Below are 18,364 nucleotides of genomic sequence, written 5' to 3' on the forward strand. Positions count from 1 at the left end.
GACTCGCTAAGTGTTGTTGTCCTACGGGGTAGTCATGGATATTCAGATAATTGCACGCGATGGCGAACCCGAATACGCGGTTCTGCCGTGGGCTCAGTATCAGGCTCTACTAAAAGCAGCAGGCATCAACGAAGCACCGTCGCGTCCGGCAGCCACGCCGCTCGCGGCCTCACCAGACACGATTCTTCCAGGTCTGGATCAACTACGCAGTTTGCGCGAAGGGAAGGGCATCGCCATTGAGGCGTTGGCCCGCACGGTAGGCATCAGCCCGTCATATCTGGCCATGATCGAAAGTGGCGAGCGTCAGCCCGACGCCGCGATTCGCCGCAGCCTGGCCTGGGAATTGACGGTGCCAGGGTGGAGGGATGAATCGTGAGCGTACGCATTAGTCGTCAACATTGGGACGGATTGCTGGGGGAACTGGATCAGGCGCGTCGCCAGCGCCATCTGCTGACTTATCGGGCCTTGCTGGAGCGGTTGCAACTGCCGACACCGGCGATGCAGACCCTGACCGCCGCCCTCGAGCATCTGGCCGCGCTGGATGCGAAGGCCGAACAACCGTTGCGCAGTTCGCTGGTGATCAGTCAGGGCGCGAGCCGTCTGCCACGCACCGGTTTCTTTGAGTGTGTCGAACGTCTGGGGCGTTTTTCCGGGCCATCCGATGGTGTAGCTGCGGCCTCTTGGCATGCTTCGGAAGTCGTCCGGGTTTTTGAATACGAGTACCCGGAATCGGCGGAGGCCTGAGTGTTTTTACGACTCAAGGCGCGGGCGAGCTACTGGCTGGCCCGCCGGCTGTTTCACTGGTCATGGTTTGTCCGCCAGCCACGTGGCTGGCGTTGGCTTGAGGGTCAGTTTGCGCGCATGGCCAATCTCGGCGATGTCAGTGCGCAAAGCTTTTATGGGCACATCCTGACCTTTCGTGGCGTCGGCCTCGGAGCACGTGAAGAAGGTGTGCGCCTATTGCGGCTGGCGGCACTTGCGGGTGATGGCAAAGCGGCTTACCAGATCGGTGTGATCAGCCTGGCGGGAACACCGAGCAAGTCACCGGATCCTGTCGAAGCCGCACGCTGGTGGGGTATGGCTGCCAAGGCCAGACACCCGTTGGCTGAGCTCAAATTGAAAGAGCTGAGCGCTCGGGATTCAACGCAGTAAATCCAATTGTGTCCGTCCTGATAAACGCGGCGTGAGGTTTTCCTCACGCCGCGTTTGCGTTTTGCGTGACTGTTTATCTATTGCTCATTTATTACAGACAAGTCCTACAGCCATCGCCTACTTGCCTGACTTCTTTCCTGATTGATCCCCCGCACAGTTCCCGCGCCTAATTTTTTTGCGCGAGGGAACGCTCATGTTTGATCCACTTATTCAGTCCACTTCGCACACCCGCGTGCGCTGATGGAAGCCGTCACCCGCATCGAGCAAGCACTCGACAGCTTTCCCGCCACCCTCAGTATTTACCGCGAACAGCTCAGGCATTGGGCCAGTCGAGCGGCGGACAAGGTCAGCCACGCGGCGGATCTGCCGTCGTTGATGGGGATGGAGCGGGTCATCCGCTTCGGTGCCGACAGCACTGTCGTCAGCAGCACCGACAACGAGTTTTTCTCCGGCGTCGTCCAGTGCCCGAAGGGCGGGGTGATGGAGATCGAGAGCAAGTTCGAGTCGGTGTACGACATTGCGCTCGGCAACATTGTGGTCGATGTGATCGCCATGGATGGTGGTGAAACCACGCCCGTGACGCTCGACGCGCAGGGCAAGGGCTCGTTCAGAGGCGTCGCGGGGAAGTTCTACCGGGTGCAGGTGCACAGCGAGGTCACTGAGAGTCAGGTCGAGGCCCTGTTCAAAGCCTATGACGGCCTGACCGCTGAGCTGGACGGCTGGTTACGCAGCGAGTGGCAGGGTTTCAAACCGCAGTGGTCGCAGTCGGTGGCGACGGCAGCGGGCAACGGCATGCTTGCCGGGAGTTGGGCGGCGATCGAGGGGGTGTGGGACAGCATTGGCCTGCTGTCGGACATTCTCAAGGATCCCGGAGCGTTCGCCGAGCGGCTGGGTGAGGGCGCCACGCAGTTGATGGCGCTGGCAGCGACAGCCCCCGACGTCATGGAAAAGCTTCAACTGCTGGTCAGTGACGAAGCTGCACTGTGTTTATTGCTGCGCACGGCCAGCCTTTGGCTGGAGATGCTGCCGCCCAGTGAAATCGCCGGCAAAACCGCGGAAGCGGCGTCGATGATGATGGTGCAGTTGCTCATCGATGTGCTGATCAGTGTCGTTCTGACGTTCGTCAGTGGTGGCGCAGGCATCGCTTATCTGACGTTGCGTCTGGCGGATCGCGCCGTTCAATTGCTGTCGGCGGTGAAGCGTTTGGTGAAGGCGATGTTCGGCATCGTCGAAGGGTTCATCAAATACGTCGATCAATACAAAGCCGTTGCCGCCCGCGGCATCGCCGCCGGGGTGAAAAAGGGCCGGATGCAGTTGCGCTGGGATGCGCAGCGCAACACCTTGTTGAAGAAAGACGAGCCTCACGACGACTCGCCGGATCAGGCGAAAAATCCCAACGGTGACGGCGCTGATTGCGTGCCCTTCACCTGCACCAACGGCTGTCCGGTGTCGATGGTCACCGGCGAAGAACTGCTGACCCTGACTGATGGGGTGCTTGATGGCGTGTTGCCGTTCGAGTTCACGCGGTTGTATCGCTCTAGCGCCGCCGAGATCGATGTCGGGCTGGGGTTTGGCTGGAGTCATTCGCTGGCGCATCGGCTGGAATTTTTCGCTGATGAGGTTGTTTGGGTCGATCACGAGAACCGGCGCACCCGCTTTCCGCTGCCGAGTATTGAGCGACCGGCGATTCACAACAGCCTGTCGCGGGCGGCGATTTTCCTGGGCGATGAACCGGAAGAGCTGATCCTCGCACTGGCCGGGGACGCGGCGCGGTTTTATCACTTTCGTGCAGGACGGCTGACGGCGATCAGCGATGCCTATGGCAATCGTCTGACGGTGCAGCGCGATCGCTCTGACCGGGTGCAGCGCCTGGACAACGGTGCCGGGCGCTCGCTGCTGTTGCGGTATGACCGCGCGCAGTTGCTCGGTGTGGATTATCAGGTGTTTCGCGAAGGTGCCTGGAGTACCGAGCAAGCGCTGGTCAGTTACCGCTACGACGCTTATCGGCACCTGATCGAAGCGACTAACGCCGTCGGCGACAGCGAGCGCTACGACTACGACGACGCCCACGTGATTCTGCAGCGGCAACTGGCCGGCGGCGCGAGTTTTTTCTGGGAGTGGGAGCGGTCGGGGAAAGCCGCGCGTTGCGTGCGTCACTGGGCATCGTTTTCGCAGATGGACACGCGTTACGTCTGGAATGACGACGGCAGCGTCGCGGTGCATTACGTCGATGGCACCGAAGAGGTTTACGTCCACGACGAGCGTGCGCGGCTGGTGCGCAAGGTCGAGGCCGACGGTGGCGAGCAGCTCAAGGCCTATGACTCTTCGGGGCGGTTGATCGCCGAGCAGGATGCCTTGGGCGCGGTCACCGAATACCGCTACGACGAGGTCGGACGGCTGGTGGCGCTGATTCCGCCGGACGAGGCGCCCACGTCCTACGAGTATCGCAACGGCTTCCTGCATAAACGCTCTCGCGGTGACGCGGTGTGGATCTACCGGCGCAATGCCGAGGGTGATGTCACCGAAGCGGTCGACCCCGACGGCCAGGTCACCCATTACTACTACGACACCCGGGGTCAGTTGCTGTCGATCCGCTATCCGGACAGCAGCCGCCATCGCCTGGTCTGGAATAACCTCGGCCAACTCATTGAAGAGACTTTGCCCGACGGCGGCGTGCGGCGTTTTTCCTACGATGCATTGGGGCGGCGGACCACAACCGCAGACGAACACGCTGCGGTCACCCGTCAGCATTGGGACGCCGTTGGCCGACTGATTCAGACGACATTTCCTGACGGTGCGATCCGCGCCTACAGCTACGGCGCCTACGGTCAGGTCACTGCCGAGCGCGATGAGCTCGGGCACATCACCCGCTACGAATACGACGATGACCTGCACCTGGTCTCGCGGCGGATCAACCCCGATGGCACGCGGGTGCAATACCGCTACGACCATGCGCAGCTACTGCTCACCGAGATCGAAAACGAGTCCGGGGAAAAATACCGGCTGGACTACACGCCGACCGGGCTGATTCGTCAGGAAAGCGGTTTTGACGGCCGGCGCACGGCGTACGCCTACGACCTCAACGGCCATCTGCTGGAGAAGACCGAGTTCGGTGATGACGGCTCTTGTCTGCTCACCGCTTATGAGCGCGATGCGGCCGGACGTCTTCTGGTCAAAACCCTGCCCGACGGCCTCAAGGTTGTTTATCAATACGACCGTCTCGGCCGACTGATCGGTGTTGATGACGGCCAGCAACACCCGCTGGCCTTCGAGTACGACCGCCAGGACCGGCTGATCACCGAGCATCAGGGCTGGGGCACTCTGCGCTACCGCTACGACGCCTGCGGCCAGCTCAAGCGCATGCGTCTGCCGGACAACAGCGTGCTCGACTACCGCCACGCCAAGGGCGGCGCGCTGACCGACATCGACCTCAACGGCACGCCGCTGACCCGTCACGTCTATAAGTCCGGTCGCGAACAACAACGTCAGCAGGGCCTGCTGCTCAGCGAATACTCCTACGACGATCAGGGACGATTACTCGCCCACGCCGTAGGCCATCAGCGCGATGCGTTGTACCGCCGCGATTATGCCTACAACGCCAACGGCAATCTCGCGCACATTGCTGACAGCCGCCACGGCCAGCGCACCTACGGCTACGACGCCCTCGACCGGCTGACCCGCGTACGCCACTCACGCGACGAACTGCCGGAAAGCTTCGCCCACGACCCGGCCGGCAACCTGCTGATGCAGGACCGCCCCGGCCCGAGTCAGATCAAAGGCAACCGCCTGCTGATGCAGGGCGACCGCCACTACGATTACGACGCCTTCGGCAACCTGATCCGCGAACGCCGCGGCCGCGCGCAGACACTCGTCACCGAATACCGCTACGACTGCCAGCACCGCCTGATCGGCCTGACCCGTCCGGACGGCCAGACCGCGTCCTACCAATACGACGCCTTCGGCCGGCGCATCCGCAAAACCGTCGGCGACGCCACCACCGAATTCTTTTGGCAAGGCGACCACCTCGTCGCCGAAAGCAGCGAACACGAATACCGCAGCTACGTCTACGAACCCGGCACCTTCCGCCCGCTGGCATTGCTCGACGGCAAAGGCCCGAAAAAAGCCTGCCCGTTCTACTACCAACTCGACCACCTCGGCACCCCGCAGGAACTCACCGACTACAGCGGCGACATCGTCTGGTCCGCGCAATACGACGCCTACGGCAAAGTCGCCGCCCTGACCTTGGCCGGCGAGGACTACCTGAACCAGCCGCTGCGCTTTCAGGGGCAGTACTTCGACGGCGAAAGCGGCCTGCATTACAACCGGCACCGGTATTACGACCCGAGGCTGGGGCGGTATCTGACGCCGGATCCGATCAAGTTGGCCGGTGGGTTGAATCAGTACCAGTACGTGCCGAATCCGACGGGGTGGGTGGATCCGTTGGGATTGAGCTCTAACTGCCCTCCACCCAAAAAAAATAAGAACCAGAAGTGCTCGGTACCAACTCAGGCTAACAAGCCTAATGTAAATCAAGGGTTGCCTGTCGTTCCGGCTGTTGGCAAAGATGGGCCGCAAAATGAAGCTGAAGCTAAGCGTCAGGTATTAGCTTGGAACAGACAATACAGAATGCACTCAGTAGAAAAACATGGGCCAGAGATTGATGATGCAGCTTTAAAGCAGAGGTCAATAGACGGCTCGCATCCAACAAAAAAAGGCGTTAGAGGGATGGTGGGCCCGAGCTCTCAATTCAGTAGTTGGATGATGCAATTTCGAGCGTTGCATTTTGCTTTATCTAGAATGCATAAAAAAAATCCTGAGCCGACAGGATATGATGCTGACCAAAACCCTATTGTTAGGATGAAACTGCCAGGGGCAGGCCGTGGCTACAAGCCCAATACAAGAGATCTAAGCAACCCTCGTTATATAGATAGCTTGGATGGGGCAGAAGTGAAGTTTGACAAGCGAGATGTTACACGACCATTTACTGGCTTTCCAAGATAGGTGAACTTATGTTGATGCTACCATTTACAAGGTTGCCATATGAGCCCCGGCTCTCTAACGTTCTGAGTGGGATATCGATTTATGATCGGGAAGAGACGCTTGGTCAGGCATTGTGGAATTATGATCCAAATAAGTATGCTGATCGACAAGAAATAATTAAAAATTTCATTGTTCCGGAGTTTGATTATTTAACCTATCGTCATAGATATTTGATTCATAATCTCATTGAAAGTCATTTGCAGGATGCTTGTTTTGATTTTTCTGGAGAGTTTGAAAGTAACTATGAAGATCCGAGAGTGCTCGCATGGGACGAAACAAAAATAATAGACGCTCGTGGTTTTTTTGAACATATATACGAAGTCGTAAGTGAGTCATGGAAGGATGATTTACTTCGGGCGAGTCTTGAAGATCAAACACAATGGTGATTTTGATTGATCTAGCTAATTCGCGAAGTTGAAGGAATCAACGTTGGCCGACTAGTTGCGATGGATGGAGGTCTGGAGCAGTGAGACTATCTATCACGTGCACGCTATACCCCGGAACATTCTTCGCATGATGCTTCGCCTGGGAAGCCATTTCCGCAAGCTGACTGGCGTCGAGTTGTGCGCAGGCTTCAGGGTGTAGATGCACCACGCCAATGGAAAGCGACAACAACGGAAACTCCTGCCGCACCCCTTGACGATTCGGTGCGATGAAGCAACCCGCCTCAAGGTGTTCGGGGCGATAGAAGCGTCGGCATTGGCTCTGAAAGTCATCAAGCAGTTGATTGAGGCGTTTGCGCCAGTCTTCCGGGCCGAGGACGAGGAGGAAGTCGTCGCCGCCAATATGGCCAACGAAGTCGCGGGACGGATCGACCCGTTCATTCAGGCATTGCGCCAGACACAGCAGAACTTCATCACCCCGTCCGTAGCCGTAGATATCGTTAAAGGGTTTGAAGCTGTCGATGTCGACGTAGCAGATGACGGATTCTCGTCCCTGTTGCAGCAGGCGAGTCAGGCACTGCTGGATCGGCACATTGCCGGGCAGCAGAGTCAGTGGGTTAGCGTAGCGAGCCTGTTGGATTTTCAGTTCGGTGATCAGTTTGAGCACGTCGATCACTCTGCCAAGGCCGAGATACCCGCCGTTGAGGGTGATGATGAAGTCTTCTTCGATGCGCTGGCGGGCACGGCTGGTGATCAGGCGGCTGACCTGTTGCAGCGACTGGCTCATTTCCACGGCGAGGAAGTCGTCGTTCATCAGGCGGCTGATCGGTTTACGGGCGAACAGGTCGGTGGCGAACGGTTTGAGTAGGGCATCGGACAGGGAATGACGATGGACAATGCCGCAGGGTTGGCCTTGTTCGTCGAGTACCGCCAGTGAATTGAGGTTGGCCTGGCGGCGAAAGGCCTCCAGTACGTTGGCGGTGGGTGTGTCGCGATGCACGGCCGGTTGCTCGTTGAGCAGGGCGCTGAGGTCGCTGCCTTCGTCGTTCAGCGCAACGCTGCTGCTGTCGTGTTTGGGCATCAAGGCGCGGGCATCGCGCGGAGGGTGTTCCTGAGGGCGGCCGAGCAAGTAACCCTGCACCAGATCGACACCCATTTCGGTCAGCACCGCGAGTTCTTCCGGCAACTCGATGCCTTCGGCGATGACTTGCGCCCGAGAGGCTTTGGCGATTTGCAGAATCGAGCCGACGAACTCGCGCTTCAACGCATCCTGATGAATGCCGTCGATGAAGTGTCGATCGATCTTCACGTAGTCCGGACGAAGTTCTGACCACAACCGCAGGCTCGAATAGCCGGCACCGAGATCATCCAGTGCAATCGAAAACCCCATTGCCCGATAGTGATGCAAGGCAGTTTGCAGCAACTGAAAGTCGTCGATCGGCGTTTGTTCAGTCAGTTCGATGACGACCTGGCTGGGCGGAATGCCGAAATCCTGCAGCAACTGCAACGTGCGCCCCGGTTGATGCGCGGCTTCAAGCAAGGATTCCGGCGAGACGTTGAGAAATAGCTTGCCTGGCAGTTGCTGCTCGTTGAAGCGGCGACAAGCGCTCTGGCGGCAGGCGATCTCCAGTTCGCTCAAACGTCCGGCCTGACGTGCCACGGCGAACAGCGCGATCGGCGAGTGGAGAGGACTGTTGGAAGGGCCGCGCGTGAGCGCTTCGTAGCCGAGAATGCGGCGTTCGGAGAGGCTGATGATCGGTTGGAACAGGCTGTGTAAACCGCTTTGAGTCAGGATCGAGCTCAAGGCACTCAGCTGTTCGGTCGTGGTCATGGCAATCTCTGGCGATAAAAAAAGGACTGGGAGCGTTCTCGATGAAGAGAGTGGCTCCCAGTCCTTTATTGCACGACAGAATGATGACTGTTTGATGACGATCCGGGGATCGTCAGCATTAAATTGCCATCACCTTACTTCTTGGCCACCTGATTGCTCAGCTTCAGGTAATCCAGCAGCACGCGCCCGGTTTCGCTCAGGTAGGCATCGTCTTCCGGTTTGACCTTGTCCGGGTCGGCGGCTGCAAGGGCGTCTTCGTCTTCTTTCTTCAGTTCTTTGAGCGGCTCTTCGCCTTTGGCTTTGCGACGGATGTTTTCCATCGTCAGTTGCTTGGCGTCGATGTCGTTGTGCTGGGCACGGCGTTCGGCTTCGTTGAGGCTGACGGTTTTTTCTTCCATCAGTTTCTGCGCCAGGGCCAGCTTGTCGCGGATGAACACGAACTCGGCATCCTTGGCGGTGCGCGTGTCATGCTCGGACTTGAGCTGGGCCAGGAACGGCTTGAACGGATCGGCCGCCGGTTTGATTGCCGCGCGGATGGTGTCCCACGGCATGGCTTCCGGCAGGGCGCTCTCGCCGATTTCCTTGGTGTCGATCAGCGACGGATAGTCGATGTCCGGCAGCACGCCTTGATGCTGGGTGCTCTGACCGGACACACGGTAGAACTTGGCCAGCGTCAGCTTCAGTTCGCCATGGTTCAGCGGTTGAATGGTCTGCACGGTGCCTTTACCGAAGGTCTGGCCACCGATGATCAGCGCGCGGTGGTAGTCCTGCATGGCGCCGGCGAAGATCTCCGAAGCCGAAGCGGACAAGCGGTTGACCAGCAATGCCATCGGGCCTTTGTAGAACGCGCCCGGGTTTTCATCTTCGAGTACGTCGACACGGCCATCGGCATTACGTACGAGTACGGTCGGGCCTTTGTCGATGAACAGACTGGTCAGCTCGGTGGCTTCCTGCAGGGAACCGCCGCCATTGTTGCGCAGGTCGATGACCACGCCGTCGACTTTGTCTTTCTGCAGCTCGGTGAGCAGCTTCTTGACGTCACGGGTAGTGCTCTTGTAATCCGGATCACCGGCACGGAACGCCTTGAAGTCGAGGTAGAAGGCTGGAATCTCGATGACGCCGAGTTTGTAGTCCTTGCCGTCCTGTTTCAGGTTGAGCACGGACTTCTTCACGGCCTGGTCTTCGAGCTTCACCGCTTCCCGGGTGATCGGCACGATCTTGGTGGTCTGGTCGTTCGGCGCATTGCTCGCCGGAATCACTTCCAGACGCACCACGGTGCCTTTCGGACCACGGATCAGTTTGACCACTTCGTCCAGACGCCAGCCGACCACGTCGACCATTTCTTTGTTGCCTTGGGCAACGCCGATGATCTTGTCGGCCGGGGCGACCTGTTTGGTCTTGTCGGCCGGGCCTGCCGGCACCAGACGCACGACTTTCACCTGGTCGTTGTCGCTCTGCAACACGGCACCGATGCCCTCGAGGGACAGGCTCATGTTGATGTCGAAGTTTTCCGCGTTATCCGGCGACAGATAGTTGGTGTGCGGATCGTAAGACATGGCGAAGGTGTTGATGTACGCCTGGAAGATGTCTTCCGGACGGGTCTGGTCCAGGCGCGCCAACTGATTTTTGTAGCGCTTGGTCAGGGTTTCCTGGATCTGCTTCGGCTCTTTGCCGGCGATCTTCATCCGCAGCACTTCGTCCTTGACGCGTTTTCGCCACAGGTCGTCGAGTTCAGCGGTGGATTTGAGCCAAGGGGCGTCCTTGCGATCGATCAGCAAGGTTTCCCTGGTGGTGAAGTCCATCTTGTCGACGCCTTTGTTCAGCTCGGCAAGGGCGAAGTCCAGACGCGACTTGACGCGGTCCAGATAGCGCTTGTAGATGGTGAACCCGGCGTTGAGGTCGCCGCTTTTGAGGAAGTCGTCGAACTGCGTCTTCCACTTGTCGAATTCGCTGATGTCGCTGGCCATGAAGTAGCTGCGCGACGGATCCAGCAGCTTGAGGTAGCTGTCGTAGATGATCACCGAGCGCGCATCGTCGAGCGGCGGCTTGCTGTAGTGGTGACGCTTGAGCAACTCGACGACGTTCAGGCTGGCGATGACTTCATCGCGATCAGGCTGCAATTTGTCCCAGCTGTTGGCTGCGAATGTATTGCCCGACACCGGCAACAAACCGATACCGATGAAAAGAGCGAGGGCGGTGCTGGGGAGCAAATGCTTCATGCTGATTCGACGCGGGGACAATTGATAACGCATATTAGGCCGTCTTTGAAGTCGCCGGTTCTACGAGAGCCGGTCGCATAATGCAAAAAGCCCGGCGCTACAGCTTCGGGCTCAGTCCAGACTCACTATGGAGGCACTGTGAAGGCATTGCAAGGCGTTGACGGTCAAGTGGCATGGGTTGAAGAGCCGAGTCCTACGTGCGATGTAGGACAAGTCCGCATTCGAGTGGCGGCAGCCGGCCTCAATCGCGCCGATTTATTACAGAAAGCAGGGCTCTATCCGCCGCCCCCAGGAGCCAGCCAAGTGCTCGGTCTTGAGTGCTCAGGGGTCATCAGCGAGGTCGGCGCGGGCAGTGCGTGGCAGGTCGGTGACCGGGTTTGCGCCTTGCTGGCCGGGGGCGGCATGGCCGAAGAGGTGGTCGTCGACGGGCGGCACGTGCTGCCGGTTCCCGAAGGCGTCTCGCTGATCGAGGCCGCTGCATTGCCTGAGGTTTATGCAACAGTCTGGCTGAATGTGTTTCAACTTGCGGCGCTCAAACCGGGTGAGAAAGTTCTCTTGCACGCCGGCGCAAGTGGAATCGGTTCAGCCGCCATTCAGTTGTGCAAGGCGTTTGGCAATCCGTGTTGGGTCAGCGTCGGTTCGACCGAGCGTTTGGCTTATTGCGAGGCGCTGGGCGCGCAGGGCGGGGTGGTGCGCACCGATGATCTGGAGAGCCTGCGTGATTTCGGGCCGTTCAATGTAATTCTCGATCCGGTGGGTGGCAATTATTCGGCGTTGAATCTCAAGCTGATGGCGCTGGATGGGCGATGGGTGTTGATCGGTTTGATGGGCGGTCGTGAGGCGAAACTGGATCTGGCGCAGATATTGGCCAAGCGTGTGCAACTGCTGGGCTCGACGTTGCGCAGTCGTGACGATCAGTTCAAGGCGGATCTGTTGAGTGATCTGGGCCAGCAGGTGTGGCCGCTGTTTGCTGAGGGTCGCTTGAGTCCGCAGTTGGCCAAGGCGTTTGCGGTGAAGGATGCCGAGGCGGCTTTTGCCGAGTTGGCGAGTAATACCGTTTCTGGAAAATTGGTATTGGTGATCGACGAAAGTCTGAGCTGAGATCAAGACAAAAAGCCCCTCACCCTAACCCTCTCCCAAAGGGAGAGGGGACTGACCGGGTTGTTCTGCCGGGCTACATCGACCTGATGCATCGGGTCGAACTCAGGTTTGGAATATCAGCCTGCCTGTGCAGATTAAATCTTTGTCATTTCCAGAGATGGATTGGCCAGTTGGCCTTTTCGGCGTGTTCCAGCAGCACTGGGTCTGGATTCACCACGTGCGGGAAATCCACTTTCAGCAACAACGGCAGATCATTGCGCGAGTCGGAATAGAAACTCGCACCTTCCAGGTTCTCTTCTTCAGCATCCAGCCATTCCAGCAAGCGGGTGATCTTGCCTTCGCGGTAGGTCAGGGTGCCAACGGTATGCCCACTGTAAACGCCATGGGCGACTTCCAGTTCAATGCCGAGAATCTCATCGATGCCCAGTCGATCGGCAATCGGTCTGACCAGATGCGTGCCTGACGCCGAGATCACCAGAATCCGGTCGCCGGCCTTGCGGTGGGCGGCGATGGTTTTGGTCGCGTCGCTGAAGATGATCGGTTCGATGAAGTCTTCAACCCATGGCCCGACCAGGTGTTCGACTTCTTCCGGCGTACGCCCGATCAAGGGCTCCAGGCTGAATTCCATGTAGTCTTCCATGCGCAATTTGCCATGGCTGTAGGCGTCCATCAGTTCGTTGTTCTTGCGCATGAACGACTCGGGATCGACCCAGCCCAGGCGCCCCATCTGCTCGCTCCAGAGGGTGGCGCAGTCGCCGTGGATCAAGGTTTCGTCCAGATCAAAAATTGCCAGGGCCATCAGTGCAGTTCTCTCTTCAACGTCAGCAAAGTCATCAGGCTACCTCACACAGGGCCGTTGGATCGATGGAAAGCGCCAGTCGCTGACCGTCGGGATGGAGATCGGCCGCCGAGCGGTTGAGCACATCCACCACCAGTTCCACGCCGCGCGCTTCGATCCGGTAACGGATGACGTTGCCGAGCAGGCTGTGGCTGCGGATCTGCGCGTCGAGTTCGCCGTTGAGGCTCAATTCGATGGCTTCCGGGCGAATGGCGATGCGGTGGCTGATCGGGCGCTGCAGCAGCTTCGACGCATCGTCGGCATCGAGCAGGTTGTAGTTGCCGATGAAGCCTGCGGCGAACACATCGACGGGTGCGGTGTACAAGGTTTCGGCATCGCCGCTTTGTACGATTTTTCCCTGATTCATCAGGAAAATGCGATCAGACATGGTCAGCGCTTCTTCCTGATCGTGGGTGACGAAAATCGTCGTCAGGCCGAGTTCGCGCTGAATCTGGCGGATCTGTTCACGCAGGTGTTTACGAATCCGCGCATCCAGTGCAGACAGCGGCTCATCGAGCAGCAGCAAACGCGGACGTGTGACCAGCGAGCGGGCGAGGGCCACGCGCTGACATTGTCCGCCGGACAGTTGATGTGGATAGCGGCTGGCGAAGTCGTTCAGTTCAACAAGTTTCAACACCTCGGAAACGCGTTTATGGCTGTCGTCGGCATTGACCTTCTGCATGCGCAAACCGAAGGCGACGTTTTGCTCGACGGTCATATTGGGGAACAGCGCATAACTCTGAAACACCATGCCAATCCCGCGTTTCTGCGGGCTCAACGGCACGATATCGACGCCATCCAGCAGAATCTTGCCGCCATCGACCGGCGTCAGACCGGCAATGCAACGCAGCAGGGTCGACTTGCCGCAGCCGGAGGGGCCGAGCAGGGTGACGAACTCGCCTTTGTTGATTTCGCAGTCGATGTCGCTGAACACCGTGGTGCCGGCGTAACTTTTCTGCAGGTGTTGGACGCTGACATAGCTCATTCGCTTTTGTCCTTGTTCAAGATGTTGGCGATCCAGGTCAGGACCAGCACGAAAAAGAAATACGAAATAACCAGCGCGCTGGTGAAGTGGCCGCTGCTGTTGCGCATGTTGTTCAGATAAACCTGCAGGGTTTCGTAGCGGGTGCCGACGAGGATGTTGGCAAACACGAACTCACCAAACAGGAACGAGAACGACAGCAGCAACGCGACCATCAGGCCTTTGCGCAGGTTCGGCAGCACCACCAGAAACGCTGCCTGAAAGGTGCTGGCGCCGAGCAGTTGCGCAGCGTCCATCAGGTCTCGCAGGTTGATCGCTTGCAGGTTGTTGGTGATCGCCCGGTACATGAACGGCAGCGCCACGGTGAAGTAGCAGCCGATCAGAATCCACGGTGTACCGACCATGGCCATCGGCCCGGAACCGTAAAGTTGCAACAGTCCCACCGACGACACCACTGGCGGCACCGCGAAGGGCAGCAGGATGAGGATGTTCATCAGCGCATCGAGTTTCGGAAAGTGGTAATGCACCACGAACAGCAGCGGCAGGATCAGTACCACCGACAGCACCAGCGCGCCGACACACACCAGCAGCGACTGGCCGAAGGCGTGAAGAAAGCGCGGATCGCTCCACAACTGGATGTACCACTTGAAGGTGAAACCGCTGGGCAGGATGGTCGCCGACCAACTGCTGGCGATCGAATAGACCAGCGTGCCCACGAGTGGCAGCAAGAGGATGGCGAACAACAGATAAACCACGACGCGGTGGTAGAGGCCGGCCGGGCCGGATTCAGCGCGAGACATGGTAGCTCCTCTTCAACAGCAGTTGATGCACGACGGTGACGATGGTCATCAGCGCCACCAGCACCACGGCCAAAGCGCTGGCCAGATTCGGATCGAGGGAAATATCGCCGGAGACCATCGCCGCAATGCGGATCGGCAGGACGTTGAAGTTGCCCGTCGTCAACGCGTACACCGTGGCGTAGGCACCGAGGGCGTTGGCCAGCAGGATCACGAATGTACCGAGCAGCGCCGGGGTCAGCACCGGCAAGCCGATATGCCGCCAGAATTGCCAGCCATTGGCGCCAAGCAGTGCGGCGGACTCGCGCCAGTCTTCACGCAAGGCGTCGAAGGCGGGATAGAGCAGCAGCACACCAAGGGGAATCTGGAAGTAGGTGTAGAGGATGATCAGCCCGGTTTTCGAGTACAGGTTGAAATCCTGAATGATCCCCGACTGCTTCAGCATGATCGTGATGCTGCCGTTGAAACCGAGCAGGATGATGAACGCGAAGGCCAAGGGTACGCCGGAAAAATTGCTGGTCATGTTGGCGAAGGCATTCACGAAATTGCGCAGTTTCGAATCGACCCGGCGCAGGGAATACGCACCCAGTACGGCAATGATGATGCCGAACACGCTCGACCAGAAACTGATTTCGAGGCTGTACTGGATCGCCTGCAAATAGAACTTCGAGCTGAAGATCTTGCTGAAGTTGGCCAAGCCCCAGCCGAATTCTTCTGATTGCAGGCTGCTGATCATCACCCAGGTCAGCGGAGCGATTTCGAAGACGATAAAGAACAGCGCGAAGGGCACCACGCACAGGGCTGCCAGCCATTTACCGCGAGTCATTGAGTTCACTTGAGCAACTCCCGGCACACCGGTTTGTCATGGGGCACGCCGAGCAGTTCGCAGACCGTGCCGCAGATTTCGGTCTGCTTCGGTGCGGCGTCAGCGTTGAGGCTGAACGCGTCACCGAGGACAAACAGCGGCACCTGACGCTCTTCCGGCAGCAGGCCGTTGTGCGAGCGATCGTTGTTCATGCCGTGGTCGGCGGTCACCAATACCTGATAGCCAGCGTCGAGCCAGTTCTGCAGATAGTCGGCGAGGATGATGTCGGCGAAGCGCGCGCTGTTGCGGTATTGCGAAGAGTCGAGGCCGTGTTTGTGCCCGGCGTCGTCGATGTTCATCGGATGGATCAGCAGGAAATCCGGATCGTGGCGCAGGCGCAGGTTTTCTGCGTCGGCGAACAGGTGCGAGTCCGGGTAGTGATCGCTCCAGTAGAAATGCCCGTGCTGGATCGGCAGCGACAGATTGTCGGTGTGGCGGTCGCGTGCTGCCACGAACGGCGAACGGTTATACAACTCGCTAACCCAGTGATACGCCGCTGCCGCGGTTTTCAGGCCGGCATCGCGGGCGTAGTGATAAATGCTGCGCTGATTGGACAAGCGCGAGACGTTGTTGTGGACGATGCCGCTGTCGATCGGCGGCACGCCGGTGAGGATGCATTCATAAAGCGGTCGGGACAGGGCCGGCAGTTCGCACTCCAACTGGTAGAGCGCGGCGCGTCCTGCGCCAACATAAGCCTGCAGATGCCCCATGGCGTGACGCGCGACCTCGTAGTTGAGGCCGTCGAGCACGACAAGGATGACGTTGTGCTTCATAGGGGCAAAAACTCCGCGAAATTCAATTATTCCGAAATCAACTCAATCCTCCTGTGGGAGCGAGCCTGCTCGCGAAAGCGTCGTGTCAGTCACATCATTGTTGAATGACACGACGCATTCGCGAGCAGGCTCGCTCCCACATTTGGAACTCCAGCGGATCCCGAAGAGGGATCTACAGGCTTACTTCATCTCGACGATGACTTCTTCGTTCCACTGCTGTGGCAGGGCCTTGGAAGTCTTTTCCCACGCATCGGCGTCTTTGATCGGGGTGACCTTTTTGTACTGCTCGTTCGGCAGCAGTTTGGCTTTCACGTCTTCCGGCAGTTGCAGGTGTTCGGCGCGGATCGGACGGGCGTTGCCGCGCGCGAGGTTGGTCTGGCCGGCGTCACTGAAGATGTATTCGCGGGTCAGCTTGGCGGCGTTCGGGTTTTTCGCGTACTTGTTGATGATCGTGGTGTAGCCGGAAATCACCGAACCGTCGGACGGGATCAGCACCACGTAGTCATCCGGGTTGGCCATCTTGGCTTTGTAGCTGAGGCCGTTGAAGTCCCAGACCACACCGACTTCGATCTCGCCTTTTTCCATGGTGGCGATGGTCGGGTTAGCCATCGACAGACGACCTTGCTTGGCGATGTCGGCGAACAGCAGCAGCGCAGGCTTGATGTTTTTCTCGTCGCCACCGTTGGCCAGTGCTGCAGCCAGAACGCCGTTGGCGGCTTGTGCGGCGGTGCTCACGTCACCGATGGAAACCTTGTATTTGCCGCCCTTGAGGTCTGCCCATTTGGTCGGTACTTCGGAGCCGTGCAGCAGTTTTTTGTTGACGATGAAGGCGATGGTGCCGGTGTAGGCCAGCGCCCAGTTGCCGTCCTTGTCCTTGGCCCAGTCCGGAACCTGATCCCAGGTGCTTGGCTTGTACGGTTGCACCACGCCTTGTTTGACCGCAATCGGGCCGAAGGCCGCACCGACGTCGCCGATGTCGGCGGTGGCGTTATCTTTTTCTGCGGCGAATTTGGCGATTTCCTGGGCCGAGCTCATGTCGGTGTCGATGTGTTTCAGGCCGTAGGTTTTGGCCAGGTCTTCCCAGGTGCCTTTCCAGTTGGCCCAGTCATCGGGCATGCCGACGCTGTTGACGGCACCTTCCGCTTTCGCAGCGGCTTCGAGGGTTTTCAGATCGGTGCCGGCCGCCATGGCGGAGGTGCACATTGCAATGGTCGAGCCTAACAGTGTTGCCAGGAAAAGCTGTTTCATTCCGAAGCTCCTTGGTCGTGTTCAACGCTGCGATTGCGGTGTGTGTTGGTCTAGGTCAGCAATACCTGAGCCAATTTAGGCGGGCTGGATGACACTTTGATGTCGGCGGCCCTGCGGCAGGTCTTTTGTTTGCTCGGTATCAGCGGTTGCCAGATAAGCGTAGACCATGCCCAAGCCCCGGCGGACAAGGGACTTGGCCGATGTATTGCAAGTCATGAGGACGACCGTTCGGTAGTTTTGTCATCTCTCGGTCATCTGCACTGCCTAGGCTTGCAATACCACGCAACGGCTCGATTGCCGTGCGATTTTGCCCTGAAACAGTGCTGGTCTAGTCCAGATAGGTAACGTTGATGCGCGATGAGGCAACAAAAGCGGTGACAGCGATTGGCCAGGTGCTGCAGGAACAACTCGATCACGGGTTGCTGGCGGCGGGCAGCAAGTTGCCGGCCGAGCGCAAGCTCAGTGAGTTGTTCGGTACGACGCGGATTACCGTGCGTGAGGCGTTGTTGCAGTTGGAGGCGCAGGGGCAGATTTATCGCGAGGAGCGACGGGGCTGGTTCGTTTCGCCGCCGCGTCTGGCGTACAACCTGATGCAGCGCAGTCACTTTCACGCAATGGTCAGTGCGCAGGGGCGGGTGCCGTCGACCGAGGTGATTTCGGCACGTTTGCAGCCGGCGTCGGCGGCGGTGTGTGCCTGGTTGCAGTTGCCGGCGTTGTCGAGTGTGATTCAGATTTGTCGGTCACGGCGGATTGATGGGCGGTTGGTGTTGTATGTGGAGCACTATTTGAATCCGCAGTTTTTTCCGGGGATTCTTGAGTTTGATTTGAATCAGTCGATGACCGAGTTGTATGCGCGGCATTACGATTTGCACTATGGGCGGGTGCGTTTTGAGATTGTGCCTACGTCGTTGTCGGTGGATGCGGCGGCGGCTTTACGGGTTTCGGTGGGGAGCCCGGGGTTGCGGATTGCTCGGGTCAATTATGATCAGCATGAGCGGTTGATTGATTGTGATCTGGAGTTTTGGCGGCATGATGCGATTCACGTTGGGGTTGATGTTGTTTGAGCTTTGACCTTGGCGGCCTGTGGGCCGACCAGGCTATTGGGTTCTGTGTGAATATCCGTTTCTGCGGGTGT

At 58.6% G+C, this 18,364-nt stretch carries 16 protein-coding genes; 7 read left to right on the plus strand and 9 right to left on the minus strand.

The features are described from left to right. The first annotated feature begins 34 nt into the window (after positions 1-34). The 5 genes from PspS49_RS08845 (at position 35) to PspS49_RS08865 (ending at position 6,578) form a co-directional block, all read left to right on the plus strand. The gene (locus PspS49_RS08845; protein WP_127926385.1) at positions 35-376 is read left to right on the plus strand and encodes a helix-turn-helix transcriptional regulator; all 342 of its coding nucleotides are present in this window, start codon (positions 35-37) and stop codon (positions 374-376) included. Further along, complete coding sequence (locus PspS49_RS08850; RefSeq protein ID WP_003223109.1) at positions 373-744, plus strand: hypothetical protein; 372 nt, start codon at positions 373-375, stop codon at positions 742-744. The genes PspS49_RS08845 and PspS49_RS08850 overlap by 4 nt, the downstream gene beginning before the upstream one ends. Next, positions 745-1,152 (plus strand): sel1 repeat family protein, encoded by a 408-nt coding sequence (locus tag PspS49_RS08855; RefSeq protein WP_127926386.1) that lies wholly within the window; start codon positions 745-747, stop codon positions 1,150-1,152. It begins immediately after the preceding gene. A gap of 240 nt (positions 1,153-1,392) precedes the next feature. Further along, positions 1,393-6,153, plus strand: coding sequence for an RHS repeat-associated core domain-containing protein (locus PspS49_RS08860; RefSeq protein WP_160038869.1), 4,761 nt, complete (start codon positions 1,393-1,395; stop codon positions 6,151-6,153). An 8-nt stretch (positions 6,154-6,161) separates the two neighbouring features. Next, positions 6,162-6,578 carry a hypothetical protein gene (locus PspS49_RS08865; RefSeq protein WP_150776496.1) on the plus strand — a complete coding sequence of 139 codons (417 nt, stop codon included), beginning with the start codon at positions 6,162-6,164 and terminating at the stop codon, positions 6,576-6,578. Positions 6,579-6,615: 37 nt separating this feature from the next. Here the strand turns inward: PspS49_RS08865 and PspS49_RS08870 are convergent, their stop codons facing one another. Both PspS49_RS08870 and PspS49_RS08875 read right to left on the minus strand, forming a co-directional pair. Then, a complete protein-coding gene (locus PspS49_RS08870; RefSeq protein WP_150776495.1) occupies positions 6,616-8,406 on the minus strand; it encodes a bifunctional diguanylate cyclase/phosphodiesterase in 1,791 nt (596 codons plus the stop codon). A 134-nt stretch (positions 8,407-8,540) separates the two neighbouring features. After that, on the minus strand, positions 8,541-10,625 hold the full coding sequence (locus PspS49_RS08875) for a carboxy terminal-processing peptidase (RefSeq protein WP_174244439.1): 2,085 nt from the start codon (positions 10,623-10,625) through the stop codon (positions 8,541-8,543). A 138-nt stretch (positions 10,626-10,763) separates the two neighbouring features. On the opposite strand from PspS49_RS08875, the gene PspS49_RS08880 reads away from it, so the two are divergent. Further along, positions 10,764-11,726 (plus strand): zinc-binding dehydrogenase, encoded by a 963-nt coding sequence (locus PspS49_RS08880; protein WP_160038871.1) that lies wholly within the window; start codon positions 10,764-10,766, stop codon positions 11,724-11,726. Positions 11,727-11,871: 145 nt separating this feature from the next. On the opposite strand, the gene PspS49_RS08885 is transcribed toward PspS49_RS08880, so the two are convergent. The 7 genes from PspS49_RS08885 to PspS49_RS08915 form a co-directional block, all read right to left on the minus strand. Further along, positions 11,872-12,525 (minus strand): HAD family hydrolase, encoded by a 654-nt coding sequence (locus tag PspS49_RS08885; protein WP_007916329.1) that lies wholly within the window; start codon positions 12,523-12,525, stop codon positions 11,872-11,874. Positions 12,526-12,559: 34 nt separating this feature from the next. Further along, complete coding sequence (locus PspS49_RS08890; protein ID WP_127926393.1) at positions 12,560-13,549, minus strand: ABC transporter ATP-binding protein; 990 nt, start codon at positions 13,547-13,549, stop codon at positions 12,560-12,562. After that, entirely contained in the window at positions 13,546-14,346 is an 801-nt protein-coding gene (locus tag PspS49_RS08895) for an ABC transporter permease (RefSeq protein ID WP_007916333.1), read from the minus strand. The genes PspS49_RS08890 and PspS49_RS08895 overlap by 4 nt, the downstream gene beginning before the upstream one ends. Continuing rightward, positions 14,333-15,178 (minus strand): ABC transporter permease subunit, encoded by an 846-nt coding sequence (locus PspS49_RS08900; RefSeq protein WP_102901194.1) that lies wholly within the window; start codon positions 15,176-15,178, stop codon positions 14,333-14,335. Before PspS49_RS08900 ends, PspS49_RS08895 begins: the two co-directional genes overlap by 14 nt. Further along, positions 15,175-15,981: an alkaline phosphatase family protein gene (locus PspS49_RS08905; RefSeq protein ID WP_137219056.1), complete on the minus strand. Its 807-nt coding sequence runs from the start codon at positions 15,979-15,981 to the stop codon at positions 15,175-15,177. Before PspS49_RS08905 ends, PspS49_RS08900 begins: the two co-directional genes overlap by 4 nt. Positions 15,982-16,161: 180 nt before the next feature. Beyond that, positions 16,162-17,229, minus strand: coding sequence for an ABC transporter substrate-binding protein (locus PspS49_RS08910; protein WP_007916337.1), 1,068 nt, complete (start codon positions 17,227-17,229; stop codon positions 16,162-16,164). 75 nt (positions 17,230-17,304) lie between these two features. After that, the gene (locus PspS49_RS08915) at positions 17,305-17,445 is read right to left on the minus strand and encodes a hypothetical protein (protein WP_160038873.1); all 141 of its coding nucleotides are present in this window, start codon (positions 17,443-17,445) and stop codon (positions 17,305-17,307) included. Positions 17,446-17,579: 134 nt separating this feature from the next. On the opposite strand from PspS49_RS08915, the gene PspS49_RS08920 reads away from it, so the two are divergent. Further along, positions 17,580-18,293, plus strand: a complete 714-nt coding sequence (locus tag PspS49_RS08920; protein ID WP_007916338.1) for a UTRA domain-containing protein — start codon at positions 17,580-17,582, stop codon at positions 18,291-18,293. Positions 18,294-18,364 lie beyond the last annotated feature (71 nt).

Source organism: Pseudomonas sp. S49, from assembly GCF_009866785.1.
GTDB lineage: Bacteria > Pseudomonadota > Gammaproteobacteria > Pseudomonadales > Pseudomonadaceae > Aquipseudomonas.